This is a genomic window from Limimaricola cinnabarinus LL-001 (genome assembly GCF_000466965.1).
Taxonomy (GTDB): domain Bacteria; phylum Pseudomonadota; class Alphaproteobacteria; order Rhodobacterales; family Rhodobacteraceae; genus Limimaricola; species Limimaricola cinnabarinus.
The window spans coordinates 1-12,087 of record NZ_BATB01000077.1 but is presented as its reverse complement, the minus strand read 5'-3'; the positions used below and the strand labels follow the sequence as shown (position 1 = coordinate 12,087).

The following is a 12,087-nucleotide window of genomic DNA, read 5'->3' as shown; positions in this document are numbered from 1 at the left end:
CTCGTCGAGCAGGCGGTCGACCTCCTCATTGGAATACTTGGCGTCGTTGAGGCCCGCATCGGTGGTCATGAACTGGTGGATGTTGCCATCCGGATCGACCCGGCCGGACCAACCAACCTGGCTCGCGGTGAAGTCGCCCGCCGTCTGGTCGGACAGCATGGTGGCGAATTCCTTGGAGGTGATGGAGATGTTGATCCCCGCCTCGGCGGCCATCGACTGGATCACCTGCATGAGCTGCAGGTTGACCGGCGAGTTGGGCGCCTGCACCTCGAGATCGATGCCGTCGGCGAAGCCCGCCTCGGCCAGAAGCGCGCGGGCCGCCTCTACGTCGCGCTCGGGCACGGGAATGCTCGTGTCGTACCATGGCGAGTTCGGCGGGAAAGCCTGGTTGCCGGCGGGCGCGGTGCCCTCGAACACGACCTGGTTGATGGCATTGCGGTCGATCGCCAGCTCCAGCGCCTTGCGCAGCCGCGCATCATTGCCCCACGGGTTGTCGCCGCGATCGCCGTTGTTGATGTTAAAGGTGATGCCCTGATAGCCCAGCGACACGGCCTCCTCGACCTGCAGGGACGGATCGTTGCGTACCTGCGCCACATCCGTGGCGGCGAGGCGGTTGATCGCGTCCACATCGCCCGATTGCAGGTTGGCGAGACGCACGGTGCTGTCGGGGATCGGCAGGTAGGTGACGGTGTCGAAGTGGATCTCGTCCGCGTTCCAGTACTCGGCGAATTTCGACAGCACGATCTTGTCCTGCGCCACCCGCTCCTCGAACTTGAAGGGGCCCGAGCAGACCGGGTTCAGACCGAAATCGGCGCCCGCTTCTTCGGCGGCGGTGGGCGAGACCATCATGCCCGCGCGGTCGGCGAACTGCGCGAGCAGCGTGGCGTCGGGCTGGCTCAGATCGATGCGGATCTCGTGGGAGCCCAGCACCTCGGTGCCCGAGATCGAGGCGACTTCGGATTTGCGGCGGCTCTCCTCCATGGTCTGCGACCGCTCGATATTGGCGGCCACGGCCTCGGCGTCGAAGGGGGTGCCGTCATGGAAGGTCACGCCCTCGCGCAGTGTCATGGTGAGCTGGGTGCCGTCCTCGTTCCAGCTCCACTCGGTGGCGAGCTGCGGCACGATCTCGAGCTCGGGCGTGATGTCCACCAGCTTGTCGCACAGCGCGGTATAGACGATGCGGCCCACGAAGGTGCGCGACTGGTCTGGATCCAGAACGTCCGGATCGCTTTCAAGCGCGAAACGGAAATCGGCCGCCTGCGCCGAGAGCGCGGTGGCGCTCAGCAGGGCCGCGAGCAGCGTGGTCTTGCGAAAAGTCATGCGTTTACCTCTGTCTGTCGGTCGATGTTCAGGCTTCGGCGTTGGTCGCCGTTTTACTCTCGGGTGCCTGCGTGGCTGCCTCGTAAAGGGCGAAGCGTCTTTGCGCGCCTTCGCTGCGCCCGTCGGCGGGGGTGAGGCCCGCCGACGGGCGCGTGGCCGCGATCTCCTGCCAGTAATGGCAGGCGACGCGGGTTTCGTCCGCCGCCGGGCGCAGTTCGGGGATGCGCGCCGCGCAGTCCTCTCGTGCGAAGGGGCAGCGGGTGTGAAAGCGGCAACCCGAGGGTGGGTTCGCCGGACTCGGGGTCTCTCCCGACAGCGCGAGCCGCGTCTTGGCGCGGCCATGCGCGGCCTCGGGGATCGCCGAAAGAAGCGCCATGGTGTAGGGGTGACGCGGCCGCGCGAAGATCTCGTCGGTGGGGCCGCTTTCGACCACCTGGCCGAGATACATCACCGCGACGCGGTCGCTCATGTGCCGGATCACCGCGAGGTCGTGGGCGATGATCACCAGCGTCATGTCGAACCGGGATTTCAAATCGTGCAGCAGGTTCACCACCTGCGCCTGCACCGAGACATCGAGCGCCGAAACCGGTTCGTCGCCGATCACGAGGCGCGGGTTCGAGGCGAGCGCGCGGGCGATGCCGATGCGCTGGCGCTGCCCGCCCGAGAACTCGTGCGGGTAGCGGTCTGCGTGCTCGGGGCGCAGGCCGACCGTGCGCAGCAGCCGTGCCACCTCGGCCCGGCGCTGCATGCGCGACAATTCGGGGCGGTGCGTCTCGATCGGCTCGCCCACCAGCTTGCCCACGCTCATGCGTGGGTTGAGCGAGGAGAACGGGTCCTGGAACACGAACTGCATGTCGCGGCGCAACTCGCGCAGATCGCGGCCCCGGATGCCCGCGATGTCGCGCCCCTCGAAGGCGATCGCGCCCTCGGTCGGTTCCAGAAGCCGCATCAGGAGCCGCGCCAGCGTGGACTTGCCGCAGCCACTTTCGCCGACGATGGCGAAGGTCTCGCCGCGCCGCACCTCGATCGACACGCCGTCGACCGCGCGCACCACCTTGGTTTCGGCCATGAAGCCGCCGCCGACGTGAAATGCTTCTTGAGCCCTTCGGCCTTGAGGAGGATGTCGCTCATGCGCTGCGCTCCAGGTGCAGTTCCAGCGGTGCGAAATGGCAGGCGGCGCGGTGGCCGGGGGTAATGTCGCGCAGCGGGGGCCGAGTGCCGCAGACCGGGGCCGCGAAGGGGCAACGCGAAGAGAACCGGCAGCCTTCCGGCATCTGCCCGATGCTCGGCACCGATCCCGGTACCGTCGAGAGGCGGCGGCGCGGCCCGGTGAGTGTCGGCACCGAGGCCATCAGCCCGATGGTGTAGGGATGCTGCGGGTCGTTGAAGATCGCTTCGGCAGGCCCGTATTCGACCACCTGACCCGCATACATCACCGCGACATCGGTCGCGATCTCGGCCACCACGCCGAGATCATGGGTGATCATGATCGTGCCCATGCCGGTCTCGGCCTGAAGCTCGGCAATGAGATCGAGGATCTGCGCCTGCACCGTCACGTCGAGCGCGGTGGTCGGCTCGTCGGCGATCAGAAGCTCGGGGTCGTTGGCCAGCGCCATTGCGATCATCACCCGCTGCCGCATGCCCCCCGAAAGCTGATGCGGATATTCGTCGAGCCGCTGCTCCGGCGCGGGAATGCCCACCTTCGCGAGCATCTCGAGCGCCCGTGCCCGCGCCGCCGCGCGCCCGCATTGGCGGTGCCGCTCCACGGCTTCGGCGATCTGGTCGCCGATCCGAAAGGCAGGGTTGAGCGAGGTCATCGGCTCCTGGAAGATCATCGCCATCCGGTCGCCGCGCATTTGCGCGATGCGGCCTTGATCGGACGGCGCGAAGCTTTCGCCGTCGAAGCGGACCTCGCCGCCACCGAAGCGCACGTCGTCCTTGGGCAGGAGGCCCATCAGCGCCAGCGCCGTGACGCTCTTGCCGCAGCCGCTCTCGCCTACGATGCACAGCGTCTCGTTGCGGCCGACCCGGAACGAGACATCCTGCACCACGTCCTGATCCTGTCCCCGAAAGCGGAACTGCAGGTTCTTCACGTCCAGAAGCGGCTCGGCCATCTTGCACGTTTCCCTCTGCGGATAGGTCTGGCGCCTTGGCGACACAAACCCATTCAGAAACCAATGCCGAATTGGTGGCAGGCCGGGATCGATCTGGCAACCCTGTTTTTATGCAATCTTGCGGCAGGGTCCGCGGTGCATCGGAATCCGCCGTTCCGATCAATGGTCGCCAATTGGTTCGGCATGGCGCGAATGACAGGCCGTCGCTCGCGACGGTCCGCAGACATGCGGCAGCATGAAAGGGCGATGATCGGGGTCGCCCTGAGAACCGCGCCTTACGGGACCAGTCAACGCGATGGGGAGGGCCGGATCACTGAATCGGGCACGTCGCCTTGGAACCGGGGACCGAGGGCCTCGTGACGAGACACCGCCGGGACGCGGCGGCGCATACCGAGGGCGGCGCGCGTCACCGAAAGGACCGTCTCAACCCCGCCAGGACAATTCCGAGAAATGCTCTCGATGGGCGAACCGGACAAGGTGGTCGTCGATGATCTGCCGGGCGCGGGCGAGTCCCTCCTCGTCCTCGGCTGCCACCGTCACGATCAGCTCCTCCGGCGTGGCCACCATTTCGACCGGCCCGATCGGCAGGGCCACCCGACCGCGTTCCGTGTCCCAGTCTGCAGCGACCTTGTGCGCAAAATGCTTGCAGAGCTGCCGGAGATAGCGGCTGGCATTCGGGGTCTCGAAACGCCCCTCGTCGAAAATTCGGTCTTGCATCCATTTATTCCCGAGTTCATTTGTCGGGATAAACCTGATCGAAACAGTAGTCATTGTCCAGCCCGTCGCTGACAAGGCTTCCTCGACCCCGGAGACGCTTCATGAAGATCCTTGTCACCAGCCTTGCCGCCCTTGGGGTGCCAGGCCTTGCTCTCGCTGCCGACCTGACCGTCTCGACTGCCACCGGCGACGCGACCGTGCCGTCGAACCCCGGAACAGTCGTGGCGCTCGACCTCGCCGCAATCGACGCGCTGGACGCCCTCGGCGTCGAACTGGCTGGCGTGCCCGACATCACCCCGCCGGCCTATCTTCAGGGCGCGATGGAGGGCGTCGCGCGGGTCGGCACGTTGTTCGAGCCCGATTACGAGGCGCTGGCGGTCATGTCCCCCGACCTGATCGTCGCCGGGGGCCGCTCGCAAACCGTGGTGACACCACTTTCGGCCGTGGCGCCGACCATAGACATGACGATCACGGGCGAAGCGCTCATCGACGAGGCCCGCGCCCGCGTCGCCACCTATGGCGAGATCTTCGATCGCGCGGATGCGGCGGCCGAACTGACCGGGGCGCTCGACGACAGGATCGCCGAAGTCCAGGAGGCGGTGGCCGACAAGGGCGACGCGCTGATCCTGCTCACCAATGGCGGCAAGCTCTCGGCCTATGGGGCGGAGTCGCGCTTTGGCTGGCTGCATGCGGCGCTGGACCTGCCCGAGGCCTTTCCCGAGCTCGACGCCGACACCCATGGCGAAGCGGTCTCCTTCGAGTTCATCGCCGAGGTCGACCCCGACTGGATCCTCGTCATCGACCGCGGCGCCGCCATTGGGCAGGAGGGAGAGGCCGCGCAGGCCACGCTCGACAACCCGTTGGTCGCGGGCACCAAGGCCGCGCAGAACGGCCAGATCCTCTATCTCGACAGCGCGCCGCTCTACCTCGCGGGCGGCGGCATCCGGTCGCTGATGGGCACGCTGGACCAGATCGAAGCGGGCTTCTCGCGGTAGTCCCATGCGCATCTGGCTGGTTCTGTTCCTGACCCTGCTGATCGGGGCGAGCCTCGGCATCGGTGTCGCCGACCTGTCGGGCGGCGGCACCGATGCCGGGCTGCTTCTGGCGATCAGCCGCTGGCCGCGTACGGCGGCGGCGCTGCTCGCGGGGGCCGGGCTCGCGCTTGCGGGGGTCGTGGTGCAGCTCACCGTGCAGAACCGGCTGGTCGAGCCCGGCCTCACCGGTACGCCGGAGGCGGCGATGATCGGGCTTCTGGGCATCACAATCGTCTCGCCGGGCGCACCGATCCTCCTCAAGATGGGGGCCGCCGCCATGGCCGCGCTGGTGGGCACGCTGGGATTTCTGGCGCTGGCGCACCACGTGCCGCGCCGCGACCCGGTGCTGCTGCCGCTGGTGGGGCTGGTCTATGGCGGCATCCTGGGGGCCGCGGCGCTCTGGGGGGCCTGGGTGACGGACCTTCTGCAATATCTCGGCGCATGGACGGCGGGCGAGTTCTCGGGCGTGCTGCGCGGCCGATACGAACTCTTGTGGATCGTGGCGGGGCTGGGCCTGCTGCTTTGGTGCGTCGCCGACCGGATCACGATCCTCGGGCTGGGCGAGGCGCAGGCGCGCTCGCTGGGCCTCGATTACTGCCAGACCTCGCGCTCGGTCTCGGGATCGTTTCGGTCACCGTGGCGGTGGTCGTGGTCACCGTCGGGGCGCTGCCCTTCGTCGGTCTCGTGGTGCCCAACATCGTGTCGCGCTGGCGCGGTGACAACCTTCGCGCCAATCTGGGGCTGATCGCCCTTTCGGGCGGTGGAGCGGTGCTTGCCGCCGACGTGATCGGACGGCTGGTGCGCTTTCCCTACGAGATTCCGGCGGGGACGATCTTTGCCGTGGCGGGGGCCGGAATCTTCTTGTGGCTGCTGCATGCGCCGCGCGCGGGTCGCGTCGCGCATGGCTGAACGTCGCCTGGTTCCGCTGGCGCTGCTGCTGGCCCTTGGCTGCGCCGCCTTTCTGCTGTGGAACCTGCACGCGCCGATGGGTTTCATCCTGTCGTTGCGCGCCACGAAGCTGGCCGCCTTGGTCGTGGTCGGTGCCGCGAGCGGCGCGGCGACGGTGCTGTTCCAGACCGTGGCGGGCAACCGGCTGATCACGCCCGGCATCGTCGGCTTCGACGCGCTATTCGTGTTTCTCCAGACCATGCTGGTGCTTGCCCTCGGCAGCGCGGGCTATGCTACCTTGCCGACGCTTCCGGCCTTCCTGATCGAGACCGCCTGCCTCGCCGGGGCGGGTGTCGCGCTGTTCGGGCTTTTGTTGCGGCGCGGCGCCGGGGACCTGATCCGCCTCGTGCTGAGTGGGCTGATCCTCGGGGTGATGCTGCGCGGGCTGTCGGGCTTTGCGCAACGGCTGCTGGAGCCATCCGAATTCGCCGTGGTCCAGCAGGCCAGCTTCGCCAGCTTCGGCGCCGTGGATCGCGCGCAACTGGCACTCGCGGGGCCGCTCCTCGCCCTCGCGCTGTTGATCGCCTGGCGGCTCTCTTCCCGGCTCGATTTGGCGCTACTGGGGCGCGACAAGGCGATCACGCTGGGCCTCGACTTCGACCGGCTGCTGCTCGGCGTGCTGGCGCTGATCGCGGTGATGGTGGCGGTCTCGACCGCGCTTGTCGGGCCGGTCGCCTTTCTCGGGCTGCTCGCTGCCGCGCTGGCACACGCGCTGCTTGGCCATCCCCGCCACGCCGCCCTTTTGCCTGCCGCCGCCGGGCTCGGCGCACTGATCCTCGTGGCGGGGCAGTTCCTGTTCGAACGGCTCCTGGGCTTCGAGTCCACTTTGGCCGTGATCGTCGAATTCCTGGGCGGGCTGGTGTTTCTCGCCCTCGTGCTGAGAAAGGCCGCGAGATGATCGAGATCGAGAACCTCCGGGTCGAGCGCGACGGCACGCCGGTGCTGCACGATCTTTCGTTGTCGCTGCCCTCTGGCGGGATCACCGCTTTGATCGGGCCGAACGGCGCGGGCAAGTCGACCCTGCTGCTGGCGATGGCCGGACTCGTTTCGCCGATGGCGGGCCGGGTGCGGCTCGACGGTTGCGACCTGCACGCGATGCGGCCGCAGGCGCGGGCGCTGCGGCTGGCGTTTCTCGGTCAGGATCAGGCGCAGGCGTCGCGGCTTACGGTGCGCGATCTGGTCGGCTTTGGCCGCTGGCCGCATCACCGGGGCCGCCCCGGACCGGCCGACCAAGCGGCTGTGGCCGGGGCGCTTTCGCTGTTCGGCCTGAACGAGCTGGCCGAGCGGCCCGTATCTTCGCTTTCGGGTGGCCAGCGCCAGCGCAGCCAGATCGCCATGGCCCACGCGCAGGCCACGCCGCTGGTGCTGCTCGACGAGCCACTGAGCGCGCTCGATCCGCGCTATGCGCGAGAGGTCATGGAGGCGCTCGTCGCCATGTCGCACGACGCGGTTGCGCCACGCAGCGTCGTGGTGGTGCTGCACGATCTCGGCATGGCGACGCGGTATGCCGACCGCGTCGTGGCGTTGAAGCAGGGGCACTTGGCGGCCTCCGGCCCGCGCCGGGAGGTGATGCGCGACAGGGTGCTGAGCGATCTGTTCGACACCGGGCTGAAGCTGCGCGAGGTCGAGGGCGCGGACGTGGTGCTTCCGGCCTGACGATCCGGGCGCGGCTCGCGGGTTTCGCGAGGCCGTTCCTTCGTCAGGGTGGCACGATCGGTGCGGCACCGTCCGTATCCGCACGATGCATTGCCCCAAGGTCAACTCGCCTGTAGTGAGAATCGCAGGGAGGATGTGTCGTGAGTGATTTCTCGAGTGCGGATGAGAGCGTGATGCTGGACGCGGCGGGCGTCGCCGGAGCGTTGCGCCGATGGGTGCCGCTTGGTGCGACCATCGCGCGAAGCTGGGCCACGGAACGACGGATCATCGGGGTCGTCCGAAAGGGCACGACCACCTATCCCGCATGGCAGTTCGACCAGACCGGGCTTCCCGTCGCCGCGATGCGCGACATCATCATGGCGCTGCGACCGGCCTGCGATGCCGAAGACATGCTGGCATGGCTGCACGCCCCCAGCGAGGCGCTCGGCGGCCACAGGCCCTGCGAGCGGCTGCGCGACGATCCGGGCGCCGTCATCGCCGCCGCGCGGCAGGTCGCCATGATGCGGCTGGACTATTCGCACGCCGTTTGACGCAGGCCGCCATGGGTCGCCTGTCGCGCTTGGCGGATCGGAAGATACCGTGTTCGTCGCGCGAAGATGCCTTCGCGCGACGGGATTTCAGTCCCGGCGCTTTGCCATCATCTCGTTCAGGCGGTTGCCGATCGCCTTGGGCGTCACGCCCGAGAACAGGCTGACCAGCCGGCTCGCCGGGTCCGGCACCACATCGACCTTGCCCGCCATCATCGCGTCCCAACCTTCGCGTGCGACCTTGTCCGGGTCGACCTTGGGCATGTCGTGCAGCGCCGTGTCCTCAAGCCCCTTGTCGTAGATCGGCGTGTCGGTCGGCCCCGGCATCAGGCAGGTGATCGTCACCCCGGTTTCCTTGAACTCGTCCGACAGCGCCCAGGCGAGACCGTTCACATAGGCCTTGGTGGCGTTATAGACGGCGTTGTGAGGCCCCGGCACCTGCCCCGCGATCGAGCCGGTGACGAGGATGCGCCCGCGTCCCTGCGCCCGCATCACCCGTCCGACCTTGTGGATCATCGAAGTGGTCTGCTTGACATTGAGGTCGATCCGGTCGGCGACATCCTCCCACTTTTGCTCGATGAAGGGATCGCCGAGCGCCAGACCGGCATTGGCGAAGAACAGCTCGATCTCGCGCCCCTGCAGGTGCGACCAAAGCGCCTCGACCCCGTGGCGCGTCGAGAGGTCCGCGCGCACCGCATCGACCTCGCCGCCCAAGCGGCGCAGCTGCCCGGCCGCCTTGTCGAGGTCATCTCCATGGGCGCAGAGGACGAGGGAATAGCCCTCCTCCACCGCGATCCGGGCGAGCTGGTAGCCGATGCCCGAGGAGCCGCCGGTGACGACCGCCAATCCCTTGCCTGCCATCATTCCTCTCCTTCGGGCTCGGCCATGCGGCGATGCATCTGCGCCAGCACGGGCTCGGGCAGCACGCCGGTCAGCGCCGCCTGCACCTTGTTCATGAAGCCCGAAGTGATGCCGGACTCTCCCTTCATCATGGCGTCGTAGCCGTCGCGGGCGACCTTGGCCGGATCGGCCTTGCCGTCGTCCTGCCCGACCGGCGTGTCCTCCATGTGGGCGCGCTCGAAAAACGGCGTATCGACCGGGCCGGGGCGCAGGCAGGTGACGGTGACGCCCGTGTCATCGAGCTCCGATCCAAGCGCCAGCGACAGGTTGTCGAGATAGGCCTTGGAGGCGTTGTAGACCGCCTGATAGCTGCCCGGGATCATCCCGGCGATGGAGCCGGTGACGAGCACCCGCCCCTGGCCGCGCGCCACCATGTCGCGCAGCACCCGCTGCAAGGTCGCGGTGGTGCCCTTGACGTTGAGGTCGATCACACGCTCGATCTCGTCCCATTCCTGATCGAGGAAGGCATGGCCCAGACCGACACCGGCATTGGCCATGAAGTAATCGACCCGCCGCGCCCCGATCCGCTCGAACAGCTCGGCCACGCCATGCTCGGTGGCGAGATCGGCGCGCAGCGTCTCGACCGCGGCGGCGGCGGCTGTCGAAAGCTTCGCCCCTGCCGCCTTGATCGCGGCTTCTTCGGCCACGATGAGAACGTCATGCCCATCCTCGACCGCCAGCCGGGCCAGCTCGAAACCGATGCCGGTCGAGGCACCGGTGACGACCGCGAAATGTCCCGACCGGCTCATACCGTCGCCGTGCCGGGCTTCAGCACCACCTTGGTCCAGTCGTTCTGGTTGTTGGCGAAGTTGTCGTAGCCGCGCGGCGCCTCCTCGAGCGGCAGACGGTGCGAGATCATGAAGGTGGTGTCGAGTTCGCCCTCCTGAATCCGGCGCAGCAGGTCATTGGTATAGCGCTGCACATGGGTCTGGCCGGTCCGAAGCTGCAGCCCCTTTTCCATCAGCGCGCCAAGCGGGAACTTGTCGGCAAAGCCGCCATAGACGCCGGGCATCGACACGCGACCGCCCTTGCGGCAGGCAAGGATCGCCATCCGGAGCGCATGCGGCGCGTCGGCGCCCACGCCGACCTTTTGCTTGATCGTGTCGAACACGTTGTCGGGTGAGAAACCGTGGCTCTCCATGCCGACCGCGTCGATCACCGCGTCGGGACCGATGCCGCCGGTCATCTCCATCAGCGCCTCGAGCACGTTGGTCTGGGAATAGTCGATCACCTCGGCGCCCATCTTGCGCGCGAGATCCAGCCGGTTGGGGTAGTGGTCGATCGCGATCACCTTGTGCGCGCCCATCACCTTGGCGCTCTGCACCGCAAAGAGCCCGACCGGCCCGCAGCCCCAGACCGCCACCGTGTCGCCCGCGGTGATGTCGGCGTTTTCGGCCGCCATCCAGCCGGTGGGCAGGATGTCCGAAAGAAACAGCACCTCGTCATCTTCCATCCCGTCGGGAATGACGATTGGGCCGACATCGGAATAGGGCACGCGGACATACTCCGCCTGACCGCCCGGATAGCCGCCGGTGAGGTGGCTGTAGCCGAACAAGCCCGATAGCGGGTGGCCATAGAGCGGCTCGGTCAGGTCCTGCTTCTCGGCGGGGTTGGAGTTGTCGCAGGCCGAGAACTGTTGGACCTTGCAGTGAAAGCACTGGCCGCAGGAGATGGTGAAGGGCACGACGACGCGCTGGCCCTTCTTCAAAGTCGAGCCGGGACCGACATCCACCACCCGGCCCATGAATTCGTGGCCGAGGATGTCGCCGGACATCACGCCGGGGATCACCCCGTCGTAGAGATGCAGGTCCGAGCCGCAGATCGCGGTCGAGGTCACCTCGATGATCGCGTCGCGGGGATTGACGATCTCGGGATCGGGAACGGTGTCGACGCGGACGTCGTGCTTGCCGTGATAGGTCAGTGCGCGCATGGCATGCTCCTCAGGCGTCGTTGCGGTTGCGGTTGGTGGCGATCTCGCCGGTCTCCAGCAGCATCTTGAGCCGCTTGAGGTCGCGGCGGGCCTGTATGGCGGGCTCGGCCTGGAACAGCTTGGCGACGATGCGGCCCAGCTCTCCCATCGGCGGGCGATAGGCGACCACCGCCTCGACCACGGTGCCGCGATCGCCGGGGGCGTCGCGGAACATCACCTTGCCCTCGGTGTCGATCTGGCTGTCATCGGTCGCGCGCCATGCGATTTCCTCGCCGGGGCGGTCCTGCACGATGCGGGTCCTGACCTCGACCGAACGGCCCATCGGCGCCGCGATCGTCCAGACCGAGATGTCGCCCACCTCGTGCACGCTTTCGACGCTCTCCATGAAGCGCGCGAGATTGCCGAAATCGCGCCAGAACTCGTAGATCTCCTGACGGGGCCGGTTGATCGTCACCGAGCGGCCCGTGACGGCATAGCCGCCAAAGCGGCTCTGGCGTGCGGTGCGTCCGGGCGCGCTGTCGGCGGGGTGGCGTTCCTGCTGGCGGCTGGCGTATTGCTGCGCGGCGAGACCGCCGAGCAGCACGAGCCCCAGCCCGATGGCCAGCCCCGCGCCGCCCGGCGGGCCGGCGCGGCGCGTGCGGCGCATCGCGTTGTCGCTTTCGAATGTCCTATAGGTCATGACAGGTTGTCCTCCTTCGCGTCGTCGCGTGGCGCGGTCCTTGTCCACGGGGCCCATGCCACACGAACCGTGAGACGGAACCGAGGTTCCCCTTTCAGTTGTAACTTGGCGCCATCAGGCCGGGGTCGGGACGGAATGGTACGAACCAAACAGAGGGTCTGAGGTCATGACGGGTTGGGGCTGCGTTCTCGTCTCGCAAGGCCATCGGGACCGGAACGAGGATCGCGGACGCGGCGGTCATGGATCAGGGTCGCGACCGGCC

General features: G+C 67.8%; 12 protein-coding genes and 1 pseudogene. 5 read left to right on the top strand and 8 right to left on the bottom strand.

The window, feature by feature from the left end; genetic code table 11:
* The 4 genes from MBELCI_RS16640 to MBELCI_RS16625 all read right to left on the bottom strand — a co-directional run.
* Positions 1 to 1,320 (bottom strand): ABC transporter substrate-binding protein (locus MBELCI_RS16640; protein WP_045320388.1); only part of this gene is annotated, 1,320 nt, incomplete at its 3' end.
* A 28-nt stretch (positions 1,321 to 1,348) separates the two neighbouring features.
* Positions 1,349 to 2,389, bottom strand: coding sequence for an ABC transporter ATP-binding protein (locus tag MBELCI_RS16635; protein ID WP_021695411.1), 1,041 nt, complete (start codon positions 2,387 to 2,389; stop codon positions 1,349 to 1,351).
* 58 nt (positions 2,390 to 2,447) lie between these two features.
* A complete protein-coding gene (locus MBELCI_RS16630) occupies positions 2,448 to 3,434 on the bottom strand; it encodes an ABC transporter ATP-binding protein (protein ID WP_021695410.1) in 987 nt (328 codons plus the stop codon).
* Between the two features lie 423 nt (positions 3,435 to 3,857).
* A complete protein-coding gene (locus MBELCI_RS16625) occupies positions 3,858 to 4,205 on the bottom strand; it encodes a DUF2218 domain-containing protein (RefSeq protein WP_369385481.1) in 348 nt (115 codons plus the stop codon).
* A 47-nt stretch (positions 4,206 to 4,252) separates the two neighbouring features.
* Here MBELCI_RS16625 and MBELCI_RS16620 point away from each other — a divergent pair, with 47 nt between their 5' ends.
* From MBELCI_RS16620 to MBELCI_RS16600, 5 genes and pseudogenes are all read left to right on the top strand, one after another.
* Entirely contained in the window at positions 4,253 to 5,146 is an 894-nt protein-coding gene (locus MBELCI_RS16620) for a siderophore ABC transporter substrate-binding protein (RefSeq protein WP_021695408.1), read from the top strand.
* A gap of 4 nt (positions 5,147 to 5,150) precedes the next feature.
* A pseudogene (locus MBELCI_RS16615) lies at positions 5,151 to 6,094 on the top strand (iron chelate uptake ABC transporter family permease subunit).
* Positions 6,087 to 7,031, top strand: coding sequence for an iron chelate uptake ABC transporter family permease subunit (locus MBELCI_RS16610; protein WP_021695406.1), 945 nt, complete (start codon positions 6,087 to 6,089; stop codon positions 7,029 to 7,031). The pseudogene MBELCI_RS16615 and the gene MBELCI_RS16610 overlap by 8 nt, the downstream one beginning before the upstream one ends.
* Complete coding sequence (locus MBELCI_RS16605; RefSeq protein WP_021695405.1) at positions 7,028 to 7,789, top strand: ATP-binding cassette domain-containing protein; 762 nt, start codon at positions 7,028 to 7,030, stop codon at positions 7,787 to 7,789. Before MBELCI_RS16610 ends, MBELCI_RS16605 begins: the two co-directional genes overlap by 4 nt.
* A 140-nt stretch (positions 7,790 to 7,929) precedes the next feature.
* Positions 7,930 to 8,319 carry an antitoxin Xre/MbcA/ParS toxin-binding domain-containing protein gene (locus MBELCI_RS16600; RefSeq protein WP_021695404.1) on the top strand — a complete coding sequence of 130 codons (390 nt, stop codon included), beginning with the start codon at positions 7,930 to 7,932 and terminating at the stop codon, positions 8,317 to 8,319.
* A gap of 87 nt (positions 8,320 to 8,406) precedes the next feature.
* Here MBELCI_RS16600 and MBELCI_RS16595 read toward each other — a convergent pair whose 3' ends face one another.
* The 4 genes from MBELCI_RS16595 to MBELCI_RS16580 are packed head-to-tail and all read right to left on the bottom strand — an operon-like array spanning position 8,407 to position 11,825.
* On the bottom strand, positions 8,407 to 9,177 hold the full coding sequence (locus MBELCI_RS16595) for an SDR family NAD(P)-dependent oxidoreductase (protein WP_052512763.1): 771 nt from the start codon (positions 9,175 to 9,177) through the stop codon (positions 8,407 to 8,409).
* A complete protein-coding gene (locus MBELCI_RS16590) occupies positions 9,177 to 9,965 on the bottom strand; it encodes an SDR family NAD(P)-dependent oxidoreductase (RefSeq protein ID WP_021695402.1) in 789 nt (262 codons plus the stop codon). Before MBELCI_RS16590 ends, MBELCI_RS16595 begins: the two co-directional genes overlap by 1 nt.
* A complete protein-coding gene (locus MBELCI_RS16585; RefSeq protein WP_021695401.1) occupies positions 9,962 to 11,146 on the bottom strand; it encodes a zinc-dependent alcohol dehydrogenase in 1,185 nt (394 codons plus the stop codon). Before MBELCI_RS16585 ends, MBELCI_RS16590 begins: the two co-directional genes overlap by 4 nt.
* Before the next feature lie 10 nt (positions 11,147 to 11,156).
* Positions 11,157 to 11,825: an SRPBCC family protein gene (locus MBELCI_RS16580; RefSeq protein WP_021695400.1), complete on the bottom strand. Its 669-nt coding sequence runs from the start codon at positions 11,823 to 11,825 to the stop codon at positions 11,157 to 11,159.
* Positions 11,826 to 12,087 lie beyond the last annotated feature (262 nt).

Excerpts from the sequence above, each read along its gene's own strand:
- MBELCI_RS16595 (WP_052512763.1), bottom strand. The coding sequence starts at position 9,177 with ATGGCAGGCAAGGGATTGGCGGTCGTCACCGGCGGCTCCTCGGGCATC.
- MBELCI_RS16605 (WP_021695405.1), top strand. The coding sequence starts at position 7,028 with ATGATCGAGATCGAGAACCTCCGGGTCGAGCGCGACGGCACGCCGGTG.
- MBELCI_RS16580 (WP_021695400.1), bottom strand. The coding sequence starts at position 11,825 with ATGACCTATAGGACATTCGAAAGCGACAACGCGATGCGCCGCACGCGC.
- MBELCI_RS16610 (WP_021695406.1), top strand. The coding sequence starts at position 6,087 with ATGGCTGAACGTCGCCTGGTTCCGCTGGCGCTGCTGCTGGCCCTTGGC.
- MBELCI_RS16590 (WP_021695402.1), bottom strand. The coding sequence starts at position 9,965 with ATGAGCCGGTCGGGACATTTCGCGGTCGTCACCGGTGCCTCGACCGGC.
- MBELCI_RS16625 (WP_369385481.1), bottom strand. The coding sequence starts at position 4,205 with ATGACTACTGTTTCGATCAGGTTTATCCCGACAAATGAACTCGGGAAT.
- MBELCI_RS16585 (WP_021695401.1), bottom strand. The coding sequence starts at position 11,146 with ATGCGCGCACTGACCTATCACGGCAAGCACGACGTCCGCGTCGACACC.
- MBELCI_RS16635 (WP_021695411.1), bottom strand. The coding sequence starts at position 2,389 with ATGGCCGAAACCAAGGTGGTGCGCGCGGTCGACGGCGTGTCGATCGAG.
- MBELCI_RS16620 (WP_021695408.1), top strand. The coding sequence starts at position 4,253 with ATGAAGATCCTTGTCACCAGCCTTGCCGCCCTTGGGGTGCCAGGCCTT.
- MBELCI_RS16630 (WP_021695410.1), bottom strand. The coding sequence starts at position 3,434 with ATGGCCGAGCCGCTTCTGGACGTGAAGAACCTGCAGTTCCGCTTTCGG.